The organism is Caballeronia sp. LZ062 (genome assembly GCF_031450785.1).
In the GTDB taxonomy this organism is placed as follows: Bacteria; Pseudomonadota; Gammaproteobacteria; order Burkholderiales; family Burkholderiaceae; genus Caballeronia.
In genome coordinates this window covers 1,068,673-1,091,543 of the sequence record NZ_JARTWB010000002.1, presented here as the reverse complement: position 1 = coordinate 1,091,543, position 22,871 = coordinate 1,068,673, and the positions used below count along the sequence as shown (strand labels likewise).

Here is a 22,871-nt window from a genome sequence, read left to right as displayed (position 1 = left end):
CCGTCAATCCGAAGCCGTCGCGCACCACTCGCGCCACATCGCGCGATACGCGTTCTCCAGATTGCGCGTGAATCGCGGCGCGTTCATCATCGGCGAGCTTTCGAGGCGGGAACGCAGCGATGCGCGCAGCGCGGCGAGACGCGGGATGTCGCTCGCCAGGCGCATGACGATATCGACGTAAGCCGCGTCGTCATGCGCCACGAGTTCTGGCAAGCCCAAGTTCGTCAGCAGGCTCAGTCCCGCGCGGCTGCACGCCGTTTCGCCCGCGCGTGACGGCACCGGCACGCCCATCCACAATGCGTCGAGGCTGGTGGTGTGTCCGTTGTAGGGATAGGTATCGAGACCGATGTCGATGGCGTTATAGGTGTTCAGGTACACCTCGCGCTCTTGATACCCGATGAAGGCGACACGCGACATGTCCACGCCCAATGCGTTGAGCCGTTCGCTGAACCGTTCGCGCGCGCCAGGCTCGGCGAGAAGAATGAAGCGCGCTTCAGGCGTCGCAGCGAGCACGGCGGCCCACATGCGAAGCGTGCGATCCGACGCCTTGCACGGATTATTCAGACATCCGAACGTAATGTATTGGTTGCGCTCTGCCGGTAATGGGCCGACGTCGGGCGCGCCGCGCGTCGCGACGCGTGGATCGAAGCACCAGAACGTCTCCGGCAGCCAGACCGAACGCTCGCTATAGCGTTCGCCGACGCCAGGCTGCTCCGGCGGATCGATCCACGGGTCGGTGAGCCGGTAGCGGATGGCGCGGCTACCCGTCGTGCCCGGATACGCGAGCCACTGCACTTGCACGGGCGCGGGCCGCCGCGCGAACAATAGCGGACGCCCGCCCGCCATGTGCATGGTGAGATCGACGAGCACGTCGATGCGGTCATCGCGAATACGCTCTGCGAGTGCCGCGTCGTCGAGCGCGTGGACGTCGTGCCAGACATCGGCCATGCCGCGAAACTGATCGGTCAGCGCGTCGGGATGTTTCACGCTTGCATAGCAGACGATCTCGAACGATGCGTGGTCGTGCTGCGCGAAGACCGGCAGCGTGAACATCGACTGGCAATGCGTCCGGAAATCGGGCGCGACGTAGCCGATTTTCAGACGCCGCGACGCGGATCGATCGTTCGTATGCCCGACGGCATCGGCCAGCAACGGTGCTTCGTGTCGCGCGGCGAAGCGCAGGCATTCGTCGAGAATGGTTTGCGGCTCTTCCGCATGATAGGTCAGGGCGTAGTTCAGATTGCGGTGCACGCATTCATTGTCGGGCCCACACGCCACCGCGCGGCGAAACGATTCGATGGCTTCCTCCATCCGGCTCATGTCCTTGAGCACGGTCGCCAGGTTGTTATGGGCTTCGGCAGACTCGGGCTCGATGGCGATCGATCGTCTAAGAATGGCTTCCGCAGCTGGCAGCCGCTTCATATCCGTCAGGATGCGACCGAGGTTCGTGTAGGCGTGAGCGAAGTCCGGCCGCAGCGCTATCGCCCGCCGATAGGCCGCTTCCGCCTCGTGAAGGCGATTCTGGCTGCCGAGCAGCACACCGAGGTTGTAGTGCGCGCTGGCGCTGTCCGTATGCCGCGCGATCAACGCGCGATAGATGGCTTCCGCTTCCTCCAGGCGGTCGCTGTCATGCAGTATCGGCGCGAGGCCCGCGAGCGCCTCCGGCTGGTCCGGCTGCAAAGCAAGCACTTCGCGATAGATGCGCTCCGCATCCTCGATGCGCCCCGTGTCGCGTCGCGCGCGCGCAAGGCCCACGAGCGCCTGGGTGCAGTCGGCGCGAATGGCGAGCGCCGCTTCGAACGCCGCTGCCGCTTGCGCACTGCGTTTGATCGCGAGCAGCGCCTCGCCGAGACTGCAATGCGCCTCGAGGTAGTCGGGCTTCAGTTGCGTCGCGCGCCGGTGAAAAAGCTGCGCCCGCGCGCACTGGCCCATTTGCTGAAGCAGCAGACCCAGGTTTTGATGGGCGATGTCGAAGTCGGGACGCAGCGCGATTGCGCGCCTGAGCGCTGTGCGCGCTTCTTTCAGTCGCCCCTGCTCGCGCAGCAGATTGCCGAAATTGTTGAAGGCCTCGGCGTAGTCCGGCCGCACTGAGATTGCGTTCAGATAGGCCGTCTCCGCCTCCGCCACGCGCCCGGTGTCGTTCAGCAGGCTCGCGAGGTTGTAATGCGCTTCGGCGAGATCTGAGCGAAGGCGCAGCGCAGCGCGAAAACAGGCTTCCGCCTCTGCCGCCCGTTCGACTTTGCGCATCAGATTGCCGAGGTTGTAGTGAGCTTCCGCGAAATCCGGGCGCAGCGCGATGGTCCGCCGATAGACCGCTTCGGCATCCGCCATCCGGCCCTGCGCCATGAGCAGATTGGCCAGATTGCCGTAGCTTCCGGCATGGTCCGGATGCGTTTCGATAATGCGCCGCCAGTGCGTTTCCGCTTCGTCCGGCCGGTTCAGTCGATAACAGCAGACCGCGGCGAGATTGCGGGCTTCGGGGTCGGCTGCCGGATCGTCGAGCATCGGTTGAAGAATGTGCAGCGCGTCTTCGAAGCGACCGTTTGAACAGTGAGCCGCAGCCGTGTGATAGAGATTCGGATCGAAGACCATGGGAAAAGGCGCGGGACCGCTTTTCTGATATTTGTGAAGGGTAAAACTAACAGAGTCCCGAAACGAATTCGTCAATAACTATAAAGGGGCGCAAGAAGCGAAACAGCCGCGCAACGCGACGCCGCATTTCCGTCCCGCTTGCGGATCATCTCAAAACCCCGCAAAGTCTCGGTTGCGGCGCGTCACGCGCGCCGGTCTGCAAAACGACGAGGTCCCATGTCCGACAAATTGACGATGAACGAAGCGCGCAAAGGCGCCGATAACCCCGACCTGCTGTACCTGTTGCAGGGCGCCGAAGATTTCAGCCGTTTCGTCTTTCCCGACCGCGAGGCGCTGTTCAAGAGTCTCGCGCATCAACAGGCGCCGCACACGCTTTTCATCACCTGCGCCGATTCGCGCGTGTCGCCCGAGATGATCACCCAGACGCACCCGGGCGAACTGTTCGTGTGCCGCAACATCGGAAATATCGTGCCGGGTTACGGCGAAATGCTCGGCGGTGTATCCGCCGTGGTGGAATTCGCGGTGCTCGCGCTAAACGTGCGCCAGATCGTGATCTGCGGCCACTCGGACTGCGGCGCGATGAAGGGCCTCGCGTCGGGCGCGACCATCGCGGATGAAATGCCGACGGTCCACGCCTGGTTGCGCAACGCGGAAGCGGCGCGCAGCGTCGTGATGGCGCGGAAACTGGAGGAAACGCGCGTCGTGCAGGCGATGGTGGAAGAAAACATCCGCCTCCAGCTCACGCATTTGCGCACGCACCCCGCAGTGGCGGGACGGCTCGCGCTCGGCCAGCTACAGGTGCAGGGCTGGGTCTACGACATCGGACAGGGCGAAGTGTCGGTGTTCGATGAAAACGCCGGCGCCTTCGAGTCGATTCCGCAAGCGCGCGAACGGCTGCTGCACAGCGGCTCGCGATAAGCGGACCACGGCGCGCGGCGGCCATGCCGCGCGCCGCGCCTTGCGTGCACTTATTGCACGCCCTTCTTCGAAGCAAGATCCTGCGCCATCTTCAGATGCTGTTGAATGGTCGGCAGTGCCTTCTGCGCGGCCTTCTTCAGATCCGCGTTCTGGCCGCCGTCGGCTTCCTTCTGGAACGCTTCGACGGCTTGCTGGTGTCCCTGTACACCGACCTTCTGGATGTAAGCCGTATCGAATTCCTTGCCCTTCAGGCCCTTGAGGGAATCGAGCACGGACGTGTCCGAATTGTCCTTCGGCACCGCCACGCCATGCGGCGCAGCCATCTTGAGCTGCATCGTGAGCTTGGTGTGATCGACCATCATGTGATGCGCGAAGTTCTTCACGTCCTTGTCCTGCGATTGCTTGGTCGCGAGCTTGCTGGCGTCGATCTCGGTGGAGCTGGACATCGATGCGGCCTGTACGAATTCCTTGTCAGGCGACGGCAAGTCGTTGGCCATCGTGGTGCTGGCCGCCTGCGTCTGCGCGAGCGTGACAGCCGGCGCGGCGGCGAAAAGCGCCGATGCCAGCGCGGTGAGCAGAACTGCATTGCGTTTCATTGATGCCTCCTTTGGCGGTGATAGCTCCCTTCTTTAGCAATGCCGATGCCACGCGCGCCGCGCGTCTCTCTCACGCGGAATGTGGCTTGCTTGCTACACTTTTAACTTCTGTCTCTTTTCCCGATACGCCATGCCTGTCTACGACTACGAATGCTCGCAATGCGGCGCATTCGAAGCAGTCCGCCGCATCGCCGAACGCGACGAACCTGCCGCCTGCCCCGACTGCGGCGCGACGGCCGCCCGCGTGACCATCGGCGCGCCATCCGTTGGCAGCAGCGGTGGCGGCTCGCAGCCCGCCAGCGAGGACGTCGGCAGTTACGGCATGCGTCATCGCGGCGGGTGCCTGTGCTGCTGACGAACATCGCACGTCCGCCCCGCCGTCTCTTCGATAAGCGGGTATAGGCGTTGCATCGTCACCCGGACGCGCCGCGCAGCGTATGATGAAACCGCGACGGCTCGATGGCCGGCCTCCGGCCTCTCGTCGCGGGCATCGCGCGGCAGCGCTTCTCAAGCCCTTCACAATTTCCCAGCGGTTCTCCGAACCAATAACAGGAGGTGATCAGGATGACGATTGAGTTCAGCGGGCGGCGTCATGTGGTGGCGGCAGCGCGTGTCGCGTTCGAAGCGGCGGTCGACGGCCGCGAAGTCTGGTGCAGCGTGTCCCTGGATGCGCTCAACGACCACTTCGGCAACAGCGGAACGTCGTCGCACGCGATCTTGAGCGCGTTCGAAGGCGGACGACTTCAGATCGAGGAGGCCGCGCGGCGGGCGTTGGAGCGCAATGGCGGTCAGTCGGTCGAACTCGAAACCAACGACTTCAAGAAGACGGCCTGATTCCGCCGAACGTCGACGCGGCCGTGGCCGGCGGCGTCGACGAGCCAGCGCGGCGCTTGCGTGCTGACGCACGTCCGAAGTAGCGCGACGGTCTGTTTATCACTCTCATTGCGGGCCACACGGCCTCAGGCAGAAGCCGCAACGCGTCGCGTGGCCGCTGGGTTCCTCCCCGTTAAGCGCGATCAGCAGTTGCTTGCGCCGCTGCGCCTGTTCATGCATCGGGCGCGGACGCGTGGCTGTGCCACCGTCTCCCGCCCGATGTTTCGCCGACCTTAGCGCCATCAGCATTCGGTCACGCGGCTGCGCCCGCCCACGCATCGGGCGCGCGGACACCTGACCGCGCAGTGTCTCCGACTCGATAATTCGCCGATGCGCGCATTCACGCAAAGAGCGCCTTAGGCCGCCACGACGACGCAGGCCGGGCAGCCGCCACGTGACCGACTTACACCCTCTCGAAGCCCCGTATGGCGAGCCCGAGCGCAAGATAATCGCCTACGTTCAATTCCGAATGTGCAATCAGCACCCGGCGCGACTGCGGCTCCTGCGTGAGCGGAAGTCGCGCTTCGTGGCGTCCGGACTTTCGCGGCTCGCGTGTGCTTCAGGCCGGAGCGGCGACAAGCGCCGCGCCGTTCTTTCTCCGAGAGCCAAGCGACGAAGCCCGCCGCGAACCGCGACCTCGCTCGGTCAGCGCGCTATCAGCAATCCGACGATCAGCCCGCCTATCGCGGCCATGGCGATGGATTTCCACGGGTTGTCGTGCACGAAATCGTCGGTGCCTTCGGTGACGAGCCGGTAACGCGCAACGGCTACGTCCTGCGCGCCCGAAATGACACGCTGCGCACGGCGCCCCGCCGACATACGATCCGGAATGCGCTCTCGCCGCAGCGGGCTGCCCTGCCCTTGCGACGCTGCCGACGCGGGCTGCGCGAGCACGGCGGGACTGTCGCCGCCTTCCAGCACACTGCCGTGCGCGTGATAAGGCGCGGGATACGGCGCATTGCGCGCCGGCTGTTGCGCCGCGCCGGGTGCATGCGGAGCAGCGTTCGCAGCGCCGCTGTGCTCCATGCCGGGACCGAGCGCCGCGTCCATCGCGCTTTCGACGGATTTGCGCGATACCGGCGGTTCGCCCGGCGATGCTGTCGTGTTTCCTGTGCTTTTCGTGCTGCCGTTCGGGTTTGCGTTTGCGTTGGCGTTGGCGTTGGCGTTGGCGTTGGCGTTGGCGTTGGCGTTCTCCATGGCGCTCTCCTTTTTGCGTCGTTGATCTCACTGCGTGAGCCGTGCATCGGTAGGACAGCAAGAGTCGCACCGACGGGCTTATGCCGGCAGCTCGTCCGTACGGCATAGGCCGCGCGGCATCGTCACGATGCGCTCATCGCAATTTCTTTCACATACCGGTGAGAATTGCTCGTTTGCCGCTGCGACGCGTCGCGCCTACGATCGTCCTCCATCAGACGAAGCCGGCGCACGCGCATTTTTCGTTTCACGCCGCAGCGAAGCATCACCCGCTCGCGCGCCACTACGATGGCTTCGCTCCCGACTCTTTCTGCGAAGCCCGTCATGAATCCCGTCAATCTGGCTCAGTTGCTCGTCCTCGCCGCGCTGTGGGGCGGCTCGTTCCTCTTCATCCGCGTCGGCGTGACCGATCTCGGCGTCGCGCCGCTAATGGCGTTGCGCGTGGGCATCGGCGCGGCGTTTCTGCTGCTCGTGCTGGTGATGCGCGGCTCGTCACGGGAAGCGTTCGCGACGATGCGCCAGCGCGCATGGCCGCTTCTCGTGGTCGGCGTCTTCAATTCCGCCGCGCCCTTTTGTCTCTTCGCGTATGCGGAATTGACCCTGTCGGCGGGCGTCACTTCGGTGATCAACGCGACGACGCCGCTATGGGGCGCGCTCGTCGCTTATCTCTGGCTCGGCGACCGCCTGAGCCGCCTGCGCGTGGCGGGACTTGCAATCGGCTTCGCGGGCGTGATGGCGCTCGTCTGGGATCAGATGTTCGTGCACGACCTCACGACGTCAGCGACGCCCGCGACGTCACCGATGACGACCGCGCTCGCCGCCCTCGCGGCGCTCACCGCCACGCTGTGCTACGGCATCGCCGCGAGTTACACGAAGCGGCATCTGATGGACGTCGATTCACTCACCGTGGCGGCCGGCACCATGAGCGCGGCGACGCTCGTGCTCCTTCCGTTTGCGCTCGTCGCATGGCCGGCGGGCACGGTGTCGCTGACGGCGTGGGGCGCCGTGATCGGGCTCGGGATTGCGTGCACGGGCGTGGCCTACATGCTGTTCTTCCACCTGATCGCGGTGGCAGGACCGGCGCGGGCGATCACCGTGACGTTCGTGATTCCCATTTTCGGGATTCTGTGGGGCGCGCTCTTTCTCGCCGAGCACGTGTCGGCAGGCATGGCGGCCGCTTGCGCTGTCGTGCTCGCGGGCACCGCGCTCGCGACGGGCGTCGTCAAACGGCTGCCGCTCGGGCGCGCGCGGAGCACCGCATGCGCGAATCAAGCCAAGCAGTGAGCGATACGCGCCGTGCGCGCACTAGCGCCATAGACGCGTGAGCGGTCCGTCCTCGCCGGCGACCGGATCGCTCTTCGGAAATGGCAACGCTTCCATCGCGCGGCGTTCGTCGTCGCTCAGGGCGTCACGGCGAATGTCCCATTGCTGGTCCGGCGGATATGCGCCGATGACCTGAAACCGGCGTGCGCTCGTCAACAGGCAATGACCGGTGCCAGCAGGCAGCACGAGGGCGTCGCCGGCGCGCAGGGCGATCACGCGCCCCTCCGGTCCGCCGATGATCAGCTCCGCTTCTCCCGATGCCACGCCCAGCGCCTCATGCGCCGTCGAATGAAAATGGTGATAGTCGAAGACGCTGTCGCGCCACTGCGGCGGCCAGCCGTTCTGCGCGAAGAGCGCCTCGAAACGGCTGCCGCAGTCGCGGTTCTGCGGATCGATCGCGCCGTGCCACACGAGCACGGGCAGGCGCGCGTTGTTCGGCACCCAGCCGTTCGTTGCGAGCAGGAACGACTCGCAGCGGGCGTTCGCCGCCTGCACGGTTTCGGTGTGCTCGGCCATAAGCATTTCTCCATGGTGTCGAGAGCACCGCAGCAACGGGTGTTCCTGTGGCGCTCACGACGGGCGCCGCGTTTATCGCGATGACGCGATGCCCGCCGGCGCGAATCACCGGCCGTGCCAATGACCGTATCCCCCGAACCCGACACCCACCGACACCGACGGCGCGTAGTACGCCGGCGCATACGCATAGCCGTAAGCCGGTGCATAGCCGTAGGCCGGCGCGGGCGCATAGCCGTAAGGCGGCGCATAGACGCAGCCGCTCAACGCCGCTGCCAGCGCGAGCGTCGCCGAGAGATACGCCACGCGGGACACATACTTCGTTTGCATTTTCATGAAGGTCGCTCCCCGCTGCCCAGCCTTACCAATGGCGACGCTCGTAGCCGCCGTGGTGCGCATACCAGTCGCGCCGGTCCCAATAGCGGTAGCCGTCCCAATAGCGGTCGCCATGCCAGCCGACGATAATTGCCGGCGCAGGCGCCACGACGACCGGCGCAGGCTGATACACGACAGGCGGCGCAGCTTGCTCGACATAGACGGGCGGGGGCGGGGGCGGCGGCGCGGGCTGCTCGACATATGCGGGCGCCGGCGCGGCATACACCGGCGCGGGGGCCGCATACACGGGCGGCGCATAGGCGGGCACCACGGGCACGCCCAGATTGACCCCGATGCTCACGCCCGCAGACGCCGCCTCGCAAGCCAGTCCCGCGCACGCGGCGATACCCAGTCCGATATACGTTTTGATGTTCATGTTGTCCTCTGCCTCGATAGCCGCAGTACGGCCATGAACGCATGTTAGGCGGGGCCGCTGCGCCTTGCGTTACAACGCCTGTAACAGATGTGAGCGCTGAAACGAACGCTCGGACTGCCTTCATCTCCGGCGGAACGCGGCCTCGCGGCGGCGCGCGGTTGCGTGCACGCGCGCCCACATGGGATAGTGCGGGCTTCGTCAAAAAAGGTTGCCGAATAGGTTGCCAAAAAAGGCTGCGAAATGGACCTGTTGCGAAGCATGCGGATTTTCGCGCGCGTGGCGGAAGCGTCGAGCTTCACGGCGGCCGCGCAGCAATTGGACATCACGACGGCGCAGGCGTCGCGCGCCATCACCGATCTGGAGACGCATCTGCGCACGCGGCTGTTGAACCGCACGACGCGGCGCGTTGCGTTGACGGATGCGGGCAACCGCTATCTCGCGCGATGCAAGGAGGTGATCGCGCTCGTCGATCTGTCCGAAGCCGAAGCCGGCGACGCGCGCGTGCTGCCGAGCGGCGTGCTGCGCATGCATGCGCCGATCACGTTCGGGCATCACTACGTCGTGCCCGCGCTCACGCGCTATCTGGAAGCGCACCCGCAAGTTCGGGTGGAGCTGACGTTGTCGCAGAACGTTCCCGACATGCTCGACGAAGGCTACGACGTGTTCGTGCAAGTCACGACATCGGCGCTGCCCGATTCCGCGCTCGTCTCGACCCGCATTTGCTCGATGCCGAGCCTCTTGTGCGCATCGCCGAGCTATCTGGAGCGGGCGGGCGTGCCGCGCGACATCGAGGATCTGGCGAAGCACGCTTGCCTGCAACTCGTCACCACATTCTTTCCGGTCGACCGGTGGGCGTTCGAGGGTCCGCGCGGCCACGCCGAAGTGGACCTTCCGCCGGGCCGCCTGCGCGTCAATTCGGCCGATGCGCTTGCCGTCGCGGTCGCGGACGGCTTCGGCATTGCGCCGCTGCCCGCGCTGTCCGCGCTGCCGTCCATCAAGAGCGGCGAACTCGTGCGCGTGCTGCCCGAATGGGAACTGCAGACCATGACCATCTACGCGATGTACGCATCGAGGCAATATCTGGATGCCAAGATCAAGACGTGGGTGGCGTTCCTGAAGGATTTCGTCGAGGGAACGCTCGCCGAGCAGATGGCCTGAACGAAGCTCGTGTCGGGCGGTGTTGCTAGTCGCTCTTAGCCGTTCGCCGGTCTTCCGGCGCTGCGCACGACTGACCGCCAATACAGCCAGAGCGCTCGGCGTTCGCCCTTCTTAGGTCCTATCAGGCGGCAGAAGCGACGCACAAGCGCCGCCCCGCCGTCGTCATGCTCAACCTGCCTCAACGTATCGCTTTCGTCCTTCTTAGCGGCAGAAGCGACACCCAACCGCCGCCCCCGCCGGCTTCATGCCCGACCTGCTTGCACGTATTGCTTTCGCCCTTGTTAGCGGCAGCAGCGACGCACGAGCGCCCGCGCCCTTTTCACGCCCGGCCTGCCTGCACCGGAAGGACCGGCACGAGCCGCCCCTGCACGGCCGCTTTCACCGTGCCGACGATCAGCACCGCGATTACCACGTTCGCCACCACGAACGATGCCAAAGCGATCCACTCCACCGGACCTTGCGCACCGCGTTCGACCATGCGGATGGCCATCGTCGGCAACGCGGCCGCGCCGAAGCTGAACGCCCAGTACGAAGGCGTGAACGCGCGCTGACGAATCCACGGCACGAGCCGCGTCAGCATCAACGCCTGATAGAGGCCGTAGCCGAGCAGCATGTAGGCGAAGACATCCGGCACGCCATGCGTGATCGACAGGTACGAAACGCCGCCCACTACCGGCGGCGCGAGCTGGATGCCGAGCGTCGGGCGCAAGGCGTCGGGCAACGGTTCGTGCACGGCGGCGCGATGCAGCACGATCGATTCGATCGCGAGCCACGAGAACACGCCCGCGCCGAAGAACAACGCGCCGAGCTGGGTCCAGCCGAAGGCCGCGGCCGCCGTGCCCGCGACGAAACTGGGCGCGACGGTCGGCAGATACATTGCCGGCGTGGTCGGTTCAGGCTTGCGGCCGCCTTGCCAGAAGCGCCCGTGCAGGAATGCGCCGAGCGCGAGCTGACTCACGGCGCCGATCACGAACAGCCCCATCGCGACTTCGCGCGAGGCGGACTGCACGGCCTGCGCGGCCAGCATCGTCGAAACGGGGACCAGCGCCGCAAACGACGATTGCACCGGATGCTGTAACTCCGCGATGGCGTCGGCGCGTTGGGTTAGCCACTTGCGGCCGTACGCCGCGAGCAGCGCGATCCACACGACGAGCGCGCCCGCCGTCAGCAGAGCGGGCACGCCGTGCGGAACCTGCCACACGCGAGCCGCCGCGCGCCATGCGCCCGCCAGCGCGAGCGCACCGACCGCGATGCCGAAGAACGCCACCGGCATCGGGCCGGGACGGCTGGCGGATTGATTGTTGTCCATTGCCTTCTCCTTTTTGGGGACGTCGCGAGCGCGGTTGCGTTCTCGTCGTCGTTGGAGAAAGCTTAGTGTCGAGGTGTGGCGGCGCGAATGTCGCAAGGTCTCGTTCGCCTGCTCGATCGTCTCAAACTGGACGATGCGAGCGCCGACGCCCGACAATGCAGAGACGCGCGCCCTCGGACGTCGCGCACATTAGGCGCATCGCCCTTAGCGGCTTTCAATGAGGAAACGGCACGATGACATACAGCTTCGCACGCACGCTCGTCACCTTGGCCGCGCTTGCGCTCGCGGCCTGCACCGGTCCCGTGGAATTCTCGGCGAACGCGAATCCGCCGACTGACACCGAAACCGTGAACGCCGACTTCAGCGGCATGGATCGCGCGATGGACACGTGCAAAGCCGCGTCGCGCAAGGCGGGCCCCGGCCGTTGCACGCAGGTCCGCGCCTATGAGGCGTGCATGAAGCAGCAGGGCTACATCACCGTGCTCGGCCCGGAAAATCCGCCGAATTGCGGACAGCCCGACTGGGAGCAGGACGTCCGCCACTGGCTGAAGTGAATGCCGAACCACCATCAAGTGCGGCGCGCAATTCGCATAAAGAGGATGTAAAGCAACGCGCCCGCCACCGCGCCGATCAGCCAGCCGAGGTTGTTCGCGGGCAGCACCTTGAGCAATTGCGTCGAGAGTTCCCAGCCGACCGAGATCACGCCGGCCACGATCAGCGCCGCGAGTCCGACCTTGTTCCACCCGCCGTCGTAGTAAAAGCGCGAGCCGGGCTGCATGGTGTACAGCTCGGCGGCGTTCACGTGCTGACGCTTCACGAGATAGTAATCCGCGATCATCACGCCATAGAGCGGCGCGAGCACGGCGCCGAACACGGACACGAAGATGGTGATCGCTTTCGGGCTGTCGACGAAAATCCACGGGCACACAAGCACCGCGAGAACCGACGCAATCAACCCGCCCTTCTTGAAATCGACGTGCTTCGGAAAGAGATTGGCGATGTCATACGCCGGCGAGACGAAGTTCGCCACGATATTGATGCCCATGGTCGCGATGACGAACGTGATGCTGCCGACTGCCACCGCGATCTTGTTGTCGATGCGCGAGACGATCTCGACCGGGTCCATGATCATCGCGCCGAACACCTTTTCGCTGCCCGCCGTGACGATCACCGTGATGATGGCGAACGCGATGAAGTTGAACGGCAGTCCGAGGAAATTGCCGATTTTCATCTGCCGCTCGCTCTTCGCGAAGCGCGAGAAATCGCCGAAATTCAGCAGCAGCGCGGCGAAGTAGCTCACGACCAGAAGAATCGCGTTCACCATCGCGTGCAGTTGCTCGTCGCCGGGCAGCACCTTGCCGGAGAGCGTCAGGTTCAGGCTGCCGAGGCCCGCGCGATACAGGATCCATCCCATCAGGAAGAACATCACCACGTACACGGCCGGCCCGCAAAAGTCGATGAACTTGCGGATGATCTCCATGCCGCGCTGGAAGATGACGAGTTGCAGCAGCCACATGAAGAGGAAGCTGACCCAGCCGAGCATGTCGAGCCGCAGGAAGGTGGAATCGCGCAGCGCAATGGCCGACGGTACGAAAAGCAGCAGCAGCGTGGCGACCGCCTTCGACGCGAGATACGTCTGCACGCCATACCAGACGATGCCCACGACGCCGCGGATCAGCGCGGCGAGGTTCGCGCCCATGACGCCCATCGAGACGCGCGCCATGACAGGAAACGGTATGCCGTGCACGAGGCTCGGCTTGCCGACCCAGTTCATCAGCACATAGACCACGAGAATGCCGATGGTCATGGCAAGCAGCACTTGCCAGCCCGAAAGCCCGAGCAAAAAGAGACTCGCCGCGAACGTGTAGCCGCCGACGCTGTGCACGTCGGACATCCACATCGCGAAGATGCTGTAGCCGGTCCACGTGCGCCGGGCTCGCGGCACGGGCGCGAGATCGTGGTTGTAAAGGCGCTCGTCGGCGTTGACGACGTCGACATCGGCACCCGGACCGAGCGCGGAGGAATGAGCGACGGGCGAAGCTGGCATGATCGTCCCCTCAGTTCAAAGCGTCGAGTGGCTCCCGAAGGCATCGCATGAAGCGCCGCCCGAGATGCGTTCGACAGACAAATGAAGCCGCGATGGAGATGCGAATCGCCAGATCCGCGCTGTTGCGTGCATGATCGTGTGTGCGGGCCCGGCCACGACGGGCGCGTGCCAGCCGTGACAGACAGATTAAAGTAAAACGGCGCGCTTGCCGATATGCCAGCCATGAGAAAAAAACGCCTGCCCGCCCGCGATGTGAATCTCGCCTTCGCCGCTGCCGCCGAAGCTCTCGCGCTCATCTGCCGGTTACGCCGCATCGACGCGGCCGATCTGCCCGCGCACGACGTCGATGCGCTGCTCGACATCGCGTTTGAGGAAGCCGCGCAGCAGGCCGCGGCGCGCCGCACGAAGGCGCATCGCGCGGGATAGAACCGGCTTCGGGCGTGCAAGTTGCTTCGCGGCCTGTCGTCCCGTCGCCCTGAACATGGGCCGGCTATTCGCCACCGTCGCACGCACGCGTCGCGGAGGTTCCATGTCGAAGATTCTCGGCCCCGTGCTCGGGCCACAGATCAGAAGCGTCGCGCGCGATCCTGTCGGCTTTCTGAAGCGCACGGTCAAGGCCTTTCGCGCGAATCAGGGCATGCTGCTCGCCGGCGCGGTCGCGTATTACGCGCTGCTTTCCATCGTGCCGCTGCTGATTCTCATCGTGATCGTGCTGTCGCGGTTCGTCGGTCAGCAGGAACTGCTCGACACGCTCGCGCATCTGCTCGAATGGCTCGTGCCCGGGCAGGCGCGCGCAATCGTGCGAGAACTCGCCAATTTTCTGACGCATCGCGCGGTTATCGGCTGGCTGCTGCTCGTCACGATGATCTTCTTCAGTTCGCTCGCCTTCACCGTGCTGGAAAACGCGATGTCGGTCATCTTCGTGCATCGCGTCGCCATTCGCCGGCGCCACTTCTTGCTCTCCGCGCTCCTGCCGTACTGCTACATCCTCTTTCTCGGCGTGGGCATGCTGATCGTCACGCTGGTGTCGAACGGCCTTCAGGCGATGGGCGACAACAGCGTCACGCTGCTCGGCCTCGAAGTGTCGCTCAAAGGCGCGTCGCGGCTTTTGCTCTATCTGCTCGGCGTGGCGGGCGAAGTGTTCGTGCTGACGTCGATCTATCTCGTGATGCCGGTCGGCCGCCCTTCGCTCAGGCTCGCGCTGCTCGGCAGCATCACGGCGGCGCTGCTGTGGGAAATCACGCGGCACGTGCTCGTCTGGTACTTCGCGACGCTGTCGCAGGTGAGCGTCGTATACGGGTCGCTCACGACGTCGATCGTCGTGCTCTTCAGCCTCGAAGCCCTCGCGACGCTGCTGCTATTCGGTGCGCAGGTGATCTCCGAATTCGAGCGGTCCGGCTTGCCGCAGCTGGAGAAGCCGCCGTCGTTCCGCACCGACTGACGCGCTGCGCGATGCCCGCGCGGCATGGCCCGCGATACATTGAGTGCTTGCTAATGGCTGCTCCTATCGCACGCCCACAGATGAACGAGTCGAAGTTATCCGCGCCGGGCGCCAAACTCGCCGCACTCGCCGCCCTCACCGCGCTCGCGATGTTCGCCTTCGCCGGCAATTCGCTGCTGTGCCGCCTCGCGCTGAAAGGCACGCAGATCGATGCCGCGACGTTCACGTTCGTGCGCATCGCGTCGGCGGCGCTCGTGCTGTGGCTGATTCTCGCGGCGCGCGGCGGCGATGCGCGGCGCGCGGGAAGCTGGACGTCGGCCGCGATGCTCGCGCTGTACGCCGCGGCGTTCTCCTACGCCTATGTCGACTTGCCGGCGGGCGCGGGCGCGCTGCTGCTGTTCGGCGCGGTGCAGGCGACGATGATCGGCCACGGCCTGTTTCGCGGTGAACGGCTCGCCCCGTGGCAATGGCTGGGGCTCGCGCTGGCGCTTGCCGGCCTCGTCTGGCTCGTGCTGCCGGGGCTGGCCGCGCCGGATGCGAAGTCGTCCGCGTTGATGATCGCGGCGGGCGTCGGCTGGGGCGTGTATTCGCTCAGAGGCCGGGGACTGGCCGACCCGGTCGCCGCCACGGCCGGCAACTTCCTTCGCGCTTTCCCTTTCGCGGCGGCCGTCTTCGCGCTCGGCCACGGTCAGACGGTTTCCGACGCCGCCGGTTACGGCTATGCCCTGGCCTCGGGCGCGTTGACGTCGGGGCTCGGCTACGTCGTTTGGTATGCGGCGCTCAAGGGGCTGACGCCCGCCACTGCGGCGACGGTCCAGCTCAGCGTGCCGGTGATCGCGGCGGCGGGCGGCGTCGCGCTGCTCGGCGAGGCGCTCACGTTGCGGCTCGTCGTCAGTTCGGCGGCGATTCTCGGCGGCATCGCGCTTGTCGTGTTATCGCGCCGCAGACGTTAGAATGAGCCGCGCCACACGAATTTTTCGCGCTGCGTCTGTGCGCGATGCAACCGAATCAGGCGTTGCTGATCTGAGGAATGGCGGGCGGGAGCCGCTGGCCTGACCGATGCTACGGTAGTATTCGGTATTCACAGGATCACGCATCGTCCGCTCAATCCACACTGCCGCCGGCGGTGATGCACGTGATCGTGACCTTGCCGCGCGGGCGTTTTTTCCAGCTCGCGGCAAGCCTTACAAAGTCTCGGTACGAACGGTCAGTCCGCTGGGTGCGCTTCCTACAGCGCGCCGTTCGTACCGCGGCACGCTTCTGCTTCTGTTTGATCATTCATTTCGAATGAACGCGCGCAGCGTGAGTGGCTTCCATCCCTTCGCTTTCGCGCTTCATCCGGCTTCCTGCGGCGACTCGCGCATGCAGCACGGCTCAGTCGATGCCCGCCGCCGACGACGTATATGTTCTGGAGAGCGCAGCCATGCCTCACCACGCTGAACTACCCGAGGAGCCGTTCGCGAGCGCCCCGACGCCCGCGAACGACCCTTCCGTACCTCTTTCCGCCGCCGAGATCCCGCTCGATTTCGACGACGATCTCGACGCACCGCGCGCGCCCCTGCGCTTCGGGCGGCTCGCGCTGTGGATGGCCTCGGCGAGCGCGCTCGGAATCGGCGTGCTCGGCACCGTTGCGTACAGCATGTGGTTCAACCACGACCAGCGCGTCTACACCGAGGCGATGGCAAGCGCGCGGCACACGCTCGGAATCGATCAGCCGGTGATTGCGGCGGGTCCGCCTTCGCAAACGCTTTCGTCGGGCGTCGTGCAGGCGCCGCCGCCGACCGCGAGCCTCGTCGCCGCGCGCGCGGACAACACCGCACTCGCCGACAACCTGCCCCCCGATACTTCCGACACCACGAGCCTCGGCCCGGTCGCGGCCGCGCCGGTTGCCGCCGTCACGCAGGGCGCGACGCAGCAGGCCGCCACTGCATCGAACTCCGCGTCTAACCCCGAACCGCAGACGGTCGCAGCCAGTCGCGCGAGCCGGGCCGCGTCTGCTGCCCGCGTGCGCACGGCGCAGGCGAAAGAGGCGGCGCGCCATCGCGCATCGCGTGCCAAGCCCGAGCCGGGACTCTTCGCCCGCGTGGGCGCGTTCTTTCATCGAGTGAGCTATCGACGCAATGCCACATCCGGCCAGCGAGAGGAATATTCCCGCCCGTGAGCTTCGGCCGACGCACGCCTTCGCGGCGCGCGCCGGACACGCGTTCGACCAGGCGCGCGCCTTTGCCCGTCGGCTGCGGGTGCCCGGCCCCGCGCCGATGGCCGCCGCCGCGCTGCTGTGCCTGCTGATCGGCCTGCTCTTTCTCGCGTTTCAGGTGCGCGCGATCTTCTCTGCGCAGCTTCAGCAGGAATACGTCGGACTCGTGCTGCAGGCCGTCGAGCGCGCGGATACCGCCCGTGCATCGGCGCTCGCGCTGAAAGATGCATCCACGAACGACGCGCAGCATCGCGCCGCTTACCGTGAGGCGCGCATCGAGTGGGCGGCGCGGCTCGCGAGCCTGCACGCGCTGATCGCGTCGAGCCCGACACCCGCACCCGCGCTGCCGCCGTCCGCGCTCTTGCCGGCATCGGACTTCAGCTCAGCGAGCGCCGCGCTCGACGCCGCCGACGCGTACTGGCGCCGCGAACGCGATCGCGCGAGCAGTGACGTGCGCGCGCGCATCGTGAGCGTGTCGCATACGCTGATCGCGCTGTCGGCCATCGTATTCGGCGTGCTCATCACCGCGCTCGGCATGTATGCAAAACGCAATCGGCAGCTCGTCGGCATTTCGAGCGAGTTCGAGCATGCGTCGCTGCACGACGCGATGACCGATCTGCCGAACCGCCGCAAGCTCTTCGCCGCGCTGGAGGAATCGGCGGAGGCGCTCGCCGATGGCGCGGATACGAAGCGCATCGCCGTGCTGTACATCGACCTCGACGGCTTCAAGCGCGTGAACGATACGCACGGCCACCGCATCGGCGACGAATTCCTGATCGCGGTGTCGCGGCGCTTCCGCCAGACGGTACGCAATAGCGATATCGTCGCGCGCATAGGCGGCGACGAATTCGCGGTGCTGGTGCGGGAGTTTTCGAGCGATCTCGAACTTGCGGCCATCGCGCAACGCATCATCCATTGCGTCGCGGAAACGGATGCGCGCATGGGGCTCTCGCTCGTGCGCGCGAGCGTCGGCATTGCCAGCTTCCCGGATCGCGTGAGCGATTACTGGCGGCTCGTCGCCGCCGCCGACGAAACCATGTACACCGTCAAGCGCAACGGGAAGAACGGGTACGCGTTCGCGTCGTCGGGCGGGTAAGCCGTTACTGCGTAAAGCTACGCGGGGGCAGCGTCAGGCCGCCGCGCGCAGGTCTTCTTCGCCGCCGAGCGCTTCGGTCAGCGCCGCGAAAAGGCGCGCGAGTTCGCCGGTCATCAGCAGGAAGTCGGATTCGAAGCGTTCGTCGTCGTTCGTGGCCGTGGGATCGGCGGCTTCCTTGATGACGTCGAGCGCGCTCACGCGCTTGAGCGTAAGCGAGGGCGTCAGCACGAACGACACGCGGTCGTCCCACGTCATTGCAAGACGCATGCATTGCTTGCCCGCTTCGATATGGCGGCGCATGTCCTCGGCCTCCAGCGCGTGGCCGACATAGCGCACGGTCGCGTTGCCCTCGCCTGCCGAACGCAGCTCCGTATCGCGATCCAACGTGAAGCCCGAGGGCGCGTCGCCGGTCAGGAGCCACTCGGTCATCGCCGACACAGGCGAACGCGCGGCGCGCACGCTGGCAAGCGGCAAGTCCGTGACCGACTTCACCAGCAAGCCGATGATGTCGTCCGCGAGCGTGGCCGATGCAGAGTCGATGGCGAGCCAGCCATGCACCGGATCGATCCACACGCGCGTGTCGCGGCGAATGCTGAACGCGCGCGGCAGAAGTTCATCGGTCACTTGCTCCTTCAGTTCGCGCATCTGCTTGCGGCCCGGCTTGAAGCCCTGCTGCTCTTCGAGTTCGAGCGCGCGCTCCTTGGTGAACTGCGTGACGACCGACGCGGGCAGGAGCTTCTTCTCCGCGCGATACGTGATCAGCATCTGACGATTCACCGTATAGACGAGCGCATCGTCGCCACGCGGCGAGACCCAACCGCGCCGCTCGTTTTCAATGCTCGATGCATCGCTGAACGCGAGCGGCGCGAGCCACTGCTGCATCTGATCGGGCGTGACGGTCCAGTGAACGGGAAGACGGTGAAGCTGAAGATTCTTGAACCACATGGCGGCGCTTTCGATGTTGTTCGGAAAAGCGGGCCATTCTATACGACGCGCGCCGGCTCGCGAGACGCTTCGCTTCGAAAACGATGCGTGCATGCAGCGGCTCAAACGGGACTACACTGGGGACGCCTGACGCACGCGTGCATCAGGCGAGGAGTCTCGAATGATCGATCTCGATGCGAGCCGCACTTTCCGCGGGCTACCGTTCACGCCCGAGCAGGACGCCGAAGCCAGACACTACATCAAGAAGAGAAAGCAGCGCGGCGAGCCGTGGGACACACCGGAATTCCGCGCGATGCTGCGCGACATGCTGGAGCCGCCCGGCGATGAATACGAAGACGACGCGGACGTGGACACGCGCGCGGCGGCAGAGCGCGCCTCGGCATTTATCGACGACGCCATGGACCCGATTGAAAGCAGCGAAGAATGGCACGCCGCTATGGAAGCGGAAGCCATGAAAGGCTCGCGGCGTTGACATCAAAAAGCGCCGGACGGGGCCGGCGCTGCATTGTCTCCCGCACGCTCGTTCAGTGTCTGCGATGTGTCCAGTCGCGCGGCGGATGCGTATCCAGCCAGCGCGCTTTCGGCGGATGAATGTTCGGGTGCTTGTGATGCATCACGAGAATCACGATGGCGCACAGCACCACCACGACTCCCACCATCAAGCTGATCATCGGCTCGGTCATCGCAACCTCCTTCGGGGCTCAAGGGGCGATGCTTTCATTGTAGGTGTTCACGCGGCGGCAAGACGCGCAATCTCATGCGCCGATGCACACCGCGCCCGCCGCGATCACGCAACACGCCAAGAGACGCCGCGCGGTCAATTGCTCGCCGAGGAAAATGCGCCCGATCAGCGCCGCGAAAACGACGCTCGTTTCGCGCAGCGCGGAGACCGCGCCCATCGCGCCGAACTGCATGGCCCAGATGACGATGCCATACGCCGCAACGGACACCAGCCCGCCCGCCACGTTTCGCGCGACGACGGGGACAGGCGCGCGTAACGCCTGCCGTCCGCGCATCGCGATGAAAAGCACCGGCATCAGCAGATAGAACGCGAACATCCATGCGGTATAGGCGAGCGCGTGCCCCGACGCACGCACGCCGATGCCGTCGATCACCGTATAGACCGCGATGGTCGCCCCTGTGATGAACGCGGCGAGCGCGCCCGTTCGAGAGAGATTGCCGCGCTGCAACGCAAGCCATACGATGCCCGCTGACACCAGCACGATGCCGACCACCGGCAGCACGCCCGGATGCTCTCGCGCAAACAGCGCGGCGCCCATAGCGACGAGCATGGGCGATGAACCGCGTGCGATGGGATACGTCGCGCCGAGATCGCCGCCCTCATAAGCCCGCACGAGCGCCATGTTGTAGCCGATATGCACGAGTCCCGACGCGACGATGCACGGCCATGCGCCGTTCGCGGGCGTCGGCAAGAAAGGAATCGCGAGAACCGACACCACGCCGATGCAGATGCTCATCCACGTCATCGAAAGAAAGCGGTCCGCGTTGCCGTGCAGCATCGCGTTCCAGGTCGCGTGCAACAGCGCGGCGAAGAGCACGCAGCCGCCTACGTAGCTGAACATTCGTCGAACGATCCTTGGGGTGGCGCTTTGGGTGTAGCTGCCAGTCTAAGCGACGCGGGCGGGCGGCGCGACTGCTTTGTATTGCGCAATCCCTTATAAGCGAGGCGCCGCACGGGCTCTGGGCATGTCCTATAGTGCAGAGGACCGCACGAGGGAGACACGACATGGCGACATGGAAACCCGACCCGAGCTTCTACCCTTCCCCGCGTCTCGCCGCGAAGGCGCCGCGCGAAACGCTGGCCTACGTCGCGACATTCGATCCCGAGCGCAAGTCGCCAGACAAGCTCGCAGTGGTCGACGTCGATCCGGATTCGTCGAGCTATGCGCAGATCGTCGGCGAGTTGGCGATGCCCGACGCCGGCGACGAGCTGCATCACTTCGGCTGGAACGCATGTTCGTCATGCCTATGCCCGAACGCACCGCATCCGCATATGGAGCGGCGTTACCTCGTCGTGCCGGGACTGCGTTCGTCGCGCATTCATATCGTCGATACGAAGCCGGACCCGAGAAACCCGGTCATCGTCAAGACGATCGAGCCTGAAGAGCTCGCCGAGAAAACGGGCTATACGCGGCCGCATACGGTTCATTGCGGACCGGGCGGCATCTATGTCACCGCGCTCGGCAACGCTGAAGGCAAGGCGCCCGGCGGCGTGCTGCTGCTCGATCAACAGAGCTTCGATCCGCTTGGCCGCTGGGAAGTGGATCGCGGTCCGCAGCAACTGGCCTACGACGGCTGGTGGCATCTTGGCTACGACACGATGGTCACGAGCGAATGGGGCACGCCCGACACCTTCGAAGCGGGCCTCGTGCCCGAACTGCTGCTTGGCGCGAAGTACGGTCGCAAGCTGCATTTCTGGGACTTCACGAAGCGCAAGCACATACAGGAGATCGACTTCGGCGACGAATATCAGCTCGTTTTCGAACTGCGGCCCGCGCACGATCCGACCAAGGCATACGGCTTCGTCAACTGCGTCATCAGCCTGAGAGACCTGTCTTCGTCGATCTGGACGTGGTATCGCGACCAGGACAAATGGGCCGTGAAGAAAGTGATCGACATACCGGCCGAGCCCGCCGATGCCTCGGTGTTGCCGCCGCTTTTGCAAGGCTTCGGGGCCGTGCCGCCGCTCGTCTCGGATATCGACTTGTCAATGGACGACCGCTTCCTGTACGTCTCGTGCTGGGGCACCGGCGACATGCTGCAATACGATGTCTCGGATCCCTTTGCGCCGAAGCTCACTGGCAAGGTCCGCATAGGCGGCGTGGTGGCCCGCGCTACGCACGCGGGTGCGCAGAACGGTTCGCTTAACGGCGGCCCGCAAATGGTCGAAATCAGCCGCGATGGACGGCGCGTGTACTTCACCAACTCGCTCTACGGCGCGGTGGACGCACAGTTCTACCCTGAAGGCATCGACGGCTGGATGGTCAAGCTCGACGCCGATCCGAACGGCGGCTTGAACGTGGACGAGAAGTTCTTCATCGACTGGCCGAAAGGGCATCGCCCGCATCAAATCCGGCTGCAAGGCGGCGACTGTTCTTCGGACTCCTACTGTTATCCATGATTCTTGCACCCGACGTCATCTCATGAATGCTGCTCCGAGCGCGCTCTGGCTCACGGCGGCAGGCCTCGGCGCATTCCACGGCGTGAACCCGGCGATGGGCTGGCTCTTCGCGCTCGCGCTCGGTCTCTATGCGCATAGCAGGCGCGTCGTGCTCGTATCGCTCGTGCCCATCGCGCTCGGGCATGCGGCGTCCGTGGCGCTCGTGCTCGCGGGCGTCCTGACGCTCGGCACCGTTGTCGGGCATGAAACGCTTGCGCGCGGCTGCGGGGCATGTCTGATCGGCTGGGGCGTATGGCGCGCGTGGCGCGGCCATCGCGGACGTCCGACGGTGGGCATGCGTACCGGACTCGCGGGTCTGGCGCTCTGGTCCTTCGTGATGTCGAGTGCGCATGGCGCGGGCCTGATGCTCGTGCCCGCGTTGCTGCCGCTCTGCGGCGGCGCAGGCGCGACGGGCAAGACGTCTGCAAGCGCGTTAGAGGCCAGCGCGCTCGCGCTGTCCGTGCATACCGCGGCGATGCTGGCGGTGATTGCCGCCATCGCGTTGCTCGCCATGTCGCTGCACGAACGCACCGGACTGGCCTTTCTGCGCACGGGCTGGGTCAACCTCGACTGGTTGTGGAGTGTGGCGCTTATCGCATGCGGCGTCTGGCTGTTCCTGTAGCGTGATTGCCCCTTCCCGTTGCGCGCAGCGATGGCGGGCACCGGCAGAAGAACGGCGGCTAACGCCTACTCCCGTTGATTGCACGACGCCTGGGGGCGCGGCAATATCGCCCGAA

Annotated in this window: 26 protein-coding genes; 14 read left to right on the top strand and 12 right to left on the bottom strand. The window is 65.5% G+C overall.

Going from position 1 to position 22,871, the window contains the following annotated elements:
- Window positions 1–3: 3 nt before the first annotated feature.
- Window positions 4–2,592 carry a tetratricopeptide repeat protein gene (locus tag P9239_RS11190; protein WP_309750718.1) on the bottom strand — a complete coding sequence of 863 codons (2,589 nt, stop codon included), beginning with the start codon at window positions 2,590–2,592 and terminating at the stop codon, window positions 4–6.
- A gap of 216 nt (window positions 2,593–2,808) precedes the next feature.
- Between P9239_RS11190 and P9239_RS11185 the strand changes: the two genes are divergently transcribed.
- Window positions 2,809–3,510: a carbonic anhydrase gene (locus P9239_RS11185; RefSeq protein WP_309750716.1), complete on the top strand. Its 702-nt coding sequence runs from the start codon at window positions 2,809–2,811 to the stop codon at window positions 3,508–3,510.
- Window positions 3,511–3,560: 50 nt separating this feature from the next.
- On the opposite strand, the gene P9239_RS11180 is transcribed toward P9239_RS11185, so the two are convergent.
- Entirely contained in the window at window positions 3,561–4,106 is a 546-nt protein-coding gene (locus P9239_RS11180) for a DUF4142 domain-containing protein (protein WP_309750713.1), read from the bottom strand.
- 130 nt (window positions 4,107–4,236) lie between these two features.
- Between P9239_RS11180 and P9239_RS11175 the strand changes: the two genes are divergently transcribed.
- Together P9239_RS11175 and P9239_RS11170 are read left to right on the top strand one after the other, a co-directional pair.
- The gene (locus P9239_RS11175) at window positions 4,237–4,461 is read left to right on the top strand and encodes a zinc ribbon domain-containing protein (RefSeq protein WP_309750712.1); all 225 of its coding nucleotides are present in this window, start codon (window positions 4,237–4,239) and stop codon (window positions 4,459–4,461) included.
- A 209-nt stretch (window positions 4,462–4,670) separates the two neighbouring features.
- The gene (locus P9239_RS11170) at window positions 4,671–4,940 is read left to right on the top strand and encodes a DUF1488 domain-containing protein (protein WP_309750710.1); all 270 of its coding nucleotides are present in this window, start codon (window positions 4,671–4,673) and stop codon (window positions 4,938–4,940) included.
- A 684-nt stretch (window positions 4,941–5,624) separates the two neighbouring features.
- On the opposite strand, the gene P9239_RS11165 is transcribed toward P9239_RS11170, so the two are convergent.
- Both P9239_RS11165 and P9239_RS11160 read right to left on the bottom strand, forming a co-directional pair.
- Window positions 5,625–6,176, bottom strand: coding sequence for a glycine zipper domain-containing protein (locus P9239_RS11165; RefSeq protein ID WP_309750708.1), 552 nt, complete (start codon window positions 6,174–6,176; stop codon window positions 5,625–5,627).
- Between the two features lie 122 nt (window positions 6,177–6,298).
- Window positions 6,299–6,499 carry a hypothetical protein gene (locus tag P9239_RS11160; RefSeq protein ID WP_309750705.1) on the bottom strand — a complete coding sequence of 67 codons (201 nt, stop codon included), beginning with the start codon at window positions 6,497–6,499 and terminating at the stop codon, window positions 6,299–6,301.
- Here P9239_RS11160 and P9239_RS11155 point away from each other — a divergent pair.
- Entirely contained in the window at window positions 6,498–7,457 is a 960-nt protein-coding gene (locus P9239_RS11155; protein WP_309750703.1) for a DMT family transporter, read from the top strand. The two genes, P9239_RS11160 and P9239_RS11155, sit on opposite strands and share 2 nt — an antisense overlap.
- A 21-nt stretch (window positions 7,458–7,478) precedes the next feature.
- Here the strand turns inward: P9239_RS11155 and P9239_RS11150 are convergent, their stop codons facing one another.
- The 3 genes from P9239_RS11150 to P9239_RS11140 form a co-directional block, all read right to left on the bottom strand.
- Window positions 7,479–8,012, bottom strand: coding sequence for a cupin domain-containing protein (locus P9239_RS11150; RefSeq protein ID WP_309750701.1), 534 nt, complete (start codon window positions 8,010–8,012; stop codon window positions 7,479–7,481).
- A gap of 105 nt (window positions 8,013–8,117) precedes the next feature.
- The gene (locus tag P9239_RS11145) at window positions 8,118–8,345 is read right to left on the bottom strand and encodes a hypothetical protein (protein WP_309750699.1); all 228 of its coding nucleotides are present in this window, start codon (window positions 8,343–8,345) and stop codon (window positions 8,118–8,120) included.
- A 25-nt stretch (window positions 8,346–8,370) separates the two neighbouring features.
- Window positions 8,371–8,754 (bottom strand): hypothetical protein, encoded by a 384-nt coding sequence (locus tag P9239_RS11140; protein WP_404980098.1) that lies wholly within the window; start codon window positions 8,752–8,754, stop codon window positions 8,371–8,373.
- Between the two features lie 246 nt (window positions 8,755–9,000).
- Between P9239_RS11140 and P9239_RS11135 the strand changes: the two genes are divergently transcribed.
- Window positions 9,001–9,918, top strand: coding sequence for a LysR family transcriptional regulator (locus P9239_RS11135; RefSeq protein ID WP_309750695.1), 918 nt, complete (start codon window positions 9,001–9,003; stop codon window positions 9,916–9,918).
- A 319-nt stretch (window positions 9,919–10,237) separates the two neighbouring features.
- Here P9239_RS11135 and tehA read toward each other — a convergent pair whose 3' ends face one another.
- Entirely contained in the window at window positions 10,238–11,227 is a 990-nt protein-coding gene (gene tehA, locus P9239_RS11130; RefSeq protein WP_309750693.1) for a dicarboxylate transporter/tellurite-resistance protein TehA, read from the bottom strand.
- Between the two features lie 233 nt (window positions 11,228–11,460).
- Here tehA and P9239_RS11125 point away from each other — a divergent pair, with 233 nt between their 5' ends.
- Window positions 11,461–11,781 (top strand): hypothetical protein, encoded by a 321-nt coding sequence (locus tag P9239_RS11125; RefSeq protein WP_309750691.1) that lies wholly within the window; start codon window positions 11,461–11,463, stop codon window positions 11,779–11,781.
- A 14-nt stretch (window positions 11,782–11,795) separates the two neighbouring features.
- Here P9239_RS11125 and P9239_RS11120 read toward each other — a convergent pair whose 3' ends face one another.
- The gene (locus P9239_RS11120; RefSeq protein WP_309750688.1) at window positions 11,796–13,274 is read right to left on the bottom strand and encodes an NCS1 family nucleobase:cation symporter-1; all 1,479 of its coding nucleotides are present in this window, start codon (window positions 13,272–13,274) and stop codon (window positions 11,796–11,798) included.
- Between the two features lie 222 nt (window positions 13,275–13,496).
- On the opposite strand from P9239_RS11120, the gene P9239_RS11115 reads away from it, so the two are divergent.
- From P9239_RS11115 to P9239_RS11095, 5 genes are all read left to right on the top strand, one after another.
- A complete protein-coding gene (locus P9239_RS11115) occupies window positions 13,497–13,700 on the top strand; it encodes a hypothetical protein (protein WP_309750687.1) in 204 nt (67 codons plus the stop codon).
- 103 nt (window positions 13,701–13,803) lie between these two features.
- A complete protein-coding gene (locus tag P9239_RS11110; RefSeq protein ID WP_309750685.1) occupies window positions 13,804–14,715 on the top strand; it encodes a YihY/virulence factor BrkB family protein in 912 nt (303 codons plus the stop codon).
- Window positions 14,716–14,795: 80 nt separating this feature from the next.
- Window positions 14,796–15,668 carry a DMT family transporter gene (locus P9239_RS11105; protein WP_309750683.1) on the top strand — a complete coding sequence of 291 codons (873 nt, stop codon included), beginning with the start codon at window positions 14,796–14,798 and terminating at the stop codon, window positions 15,666–15,668.
- A gap of 470 nt (window positions 15,669–16,138) precedes the next feature.
- The gene (locus P9239_RS11100) at window positions 16,139–16,876 is read left to right on the top strand and encodes a hypothetical protein (RefSeq protein ID WP_309750681.1); all 738 of its coding nucleotides are present in this window, start codon (window positions 16,139–16,141) and stop codon (window positions 16,874–16,876) included.
- Between the two features lie 73 nt (window positions 16,877–16,949).
- Complete coding sequence (locus P9239_RS11095; protein WP_309753994.1) at window positions 16,950–18,008, top strand: GGDEF domain-containing protein; 1,059 nt, start codon at window positions 16,950–16,952, stop codon at window positions 18,006–18,008.
- A 33-nt stretch (window positions 18,009–18,041) separates the two neighbouring features.
- Here P9239_RS11095 and P9239_RS11090 read toward each other — a convergent pair whose 3' ends face one another.
- On the bottom strand, window positions 18,042–18,953 hold the full coding sequence (locus P9239_RS11090) for a recombination-associated protein RdgC (RefSeq protein WP_309750679.1): 912 nt from the start codon (window positions 18,951–18,953) through the stop codon (window positions 18,042–18,044).
- 160 nt (window positions 18,954–19,113) lie between these two features.
- Here P9239_RS11090 and P9239_RS11085 point away from each other — a divergent pair, with 160 nt between their 5' ends.
- Window positions 19,114–19,425, top strand: a complete 312-nt coding sequence (locus P9239_RS11085) for a hypothetical protein (protein ID WP_309750677.1) — start codon at window positions 19,114–19,116, stop codon at window positions 19,423–19,425.
- Window positions 19,426–19,477: 52 nt separating this feature from the next.
- Here the strand turns inward: P9239_RS11085 and P9239_RS11080 are convergent, their stop codons facing one another.
- Window positions 19,478–19,636, bottom strand: coding sequence for a hypothetical protein (locus P9239_RS11080; protein WP_175940360.1), 159 nt, complete (start codon window positions 19,634–19,636; stop codon window positions 19,478–19,480).
- 72 nt (window positions 19,637–19,708) lie between these two features.
- Window positions 19,709–20,536, bottom strand: a complete 828-nt coding sequence (locus tag P9239_RS11075; RefSeq protein ID WP_309750673.1) for a DMT family transporter — start codon at window positions 20,534–20,536, stop codon at window positions 19,709–19,711.
- Window positions 20,537–20,700: 164 nt separating this feature from the next.
- On the opposite strand from P9239_RS11075, the gene P9239_RS11070 reads away from it, so the two are divergent.
- Entirely contained in the window at window positions 20,701–22,095 is a 1,395-nt protein-coding gene (locus P9239_RS11070; RefSeq protein ID WP_309750671.1) for a selenium-binding family protein, read from the top strand.
- 22 nt (window positions 22,096–22,117) lie between these two features.
- Window positions 22,118–22,756 (top strand): hypothetical protein, encoded by a 639-nt coding sequence (locus P9239_RS11065; RefSeq protein WP_309750669.1) that lies wholly within the window; start codon window positions 22,118–22,120, stop codon window positions 22,754–22,756.
- The last annotated feature ends 115 nt before the right edge of the window (window positions 22,757–22,871 follow it).

What these genes read in the sequence shown, in the direction of transcription:
- P9239_RS11160 (WP_309750705.1), bottom strand. Translation starts at nt 6,499, where the DNA reads ATGACGGGCTTCGCAGAAAGAGTCGGGAGCGAAGCCATCGTAGTGGCG.
- P9239_RS11075 (WP_309750673.1), bottom strand. Translation starts at nt 20,536, where the DNA reads ATGTTCAGCTACGTAGGCGGCTGCGTGCTCTTCGCCGCGCTGTTGCAC.
- P9239_RS11100 (WP_309750681.1), top strand. Translation starts at nt 16,139, where the DNA reads ATGCCTCACCACGCTGAACTACCCGAGGAGCCGTTCGCGAGCGCCCCG.
- P9239_RS11185 (WP_309750716.1), top strand. Translation starts at nt 2,809, where the DNA reads ATGTCCGACAAATTGACGATGAACGAAGCGCGCAAAGGCGCCGATAAC.
- P9239_RS11105 (WP_309750683.1), top strand. Translation starts at nt 14,796, where the DNA reads ATGAACGAGTCGAAGTTATCCGCGCCGGGCGCCAAACTCGCCGCACTC.
- P9239_RS11120 (WP_309750688.1), bottom strand. Translation starts at nt 13,274, where the DNA reads ATGCCAGCTTCGCCCGTCGCTCATTCCTCCGCGCTCGGTCCGGGTGCC.
- P9239_RS11170 (WP_309750710.1), top strand. Translation starts at nt 4,671, where the DNA reads ATGACGATTGAGTTCAGCGGGCGGCGTCATGTGGTGGCGGCAGCGCGT.
- P9239_RS11155 (WP_309750703.1), top strand. Translation starts at nt 6,498, where the DNA reads ATGAATCCCGTCAATCTGGCTCAGTTGCTCGTCCTCGCCGCGCTGTGG.
- P9239_RS11150 (WP_309750701.1), bottom strand. Translation starts at nt 8,012, where the DNA reads ATGGCCGAGCACACCGAAACCGTGCAGGCGGCGAACGCCCGCTGCGAG.
- P9239_RS11065 (WP_309750669.1), top strand. Translation starts at nt 22,118, where the DNA reads ATGAATGCTGCTCCGAGCGCGCTCTGGCTCACGGCGGCAGGCCTCGGC.
- P9239_RS11115 (WP_309750687.1), top strand. Translation starts at nt 13,497, where the DNA reads ATGAGAAAAAAACGCCTGCCCGCCCGCGATGTGAATCTCGCCTTCGCC.
- tehA (WP_309750693.1), bottom strand. Translation starts at nt 11,227, where the DNA reads ATGGACAACAATCAATCCGCCAGCCGTCCCGGCCCGATGCCGGTGGCG.
- P9239_RS11180 (WP_309750713.1), bottom strand. Translation starts at nt 4,106, where the DNA reads ATGAAACGCAATGCAGTTCTGCTCACCGCGCTGGCATCGGCGCTTTTC.
- P9239_RS11080 (WP_175940360.1), bottom strand. Translation starts at nt 19,636, where the DNA reads ATGACCGAGCCGATGATCAGCTTGATGGTGGGAGTCGTGGTGGTGCTG.
- P9239_RS11145 (WP_309750699.1), bottom strand. Translation starts at nt 8,345, where the DNA reads ATGAAAATGCAAACGAAGTATGTGTCCCGCGTGGCGTATCTCTCGGCG.
- P9239_RS11125 (WP_309750691.1), top strand. Translation starts at nt 11,461, where the DNA reads ATGACATACAGCTTCGCACGCACGCTCGTCACCTTGGCCGCGCTTGCG.
- P9239_RS11070 (WP_309750671.1), top strand. Translation starts at nt 20,701, where the DNA reads ATGGCGACATGGAAACCCGACCCGAGCTTCTACCCTTCCCCGCGTCTC.
- P9239_RS11085 (WP_309750677.1), top strand. Translation starts at nt 19,114, where the DNA reads ATGATCGATCTCGATGCGAGCCGCACTTTCCGCGGGCTACCGTTCACG.
- P9239_RS11175 (WP_309750712.1), top strand. Translation starts at nt 4,237, where the DNA reads ATGCCTGTCTACGACTACGAATGCTCGCAATGCGGCGCATTCGAAGCA.
- P9239_RS11165 (WP_309750708.1), bottom strand. Translation starts at nt 6,176, where the DNA reads ATGGAGAACGCCAACGCCAACGCCAACGCCAACGCCAACGCCAACGCC.
- P9239_RS11190 (WP_309750718.1), bottom strand. Translation starts at nt 2,592, where the DNA reads ATGGTCTTCGATCCGAATCTCTATCACACGGCTGCGGCTCACTGTTCA.
- P9239_RS11135 (WP_309750695.1), top strand. Translation starts at nt 9,001, where the DNA reads ATGGACCTGTTGCGAAGCATGCGGATTTTCGCGCGCGTGGCGGAAGCG.
- P9239_RS11090 (WP_309750679.1), bottom strand. Translation starts at nt 18,953, where the DNA reads ATGTGGTTCAAGAATCTTCAGCTTCACCGTCTTCCCGTTCACTGGACC.
- P9239_RS11110 (WP_309750685.1), top strand. Translation starts at nt 13,804, where the DNA reads ATGTCGAAGATTCTCGGCCCCGTGCTCGGGCCACAGATCAGAAGCGTC.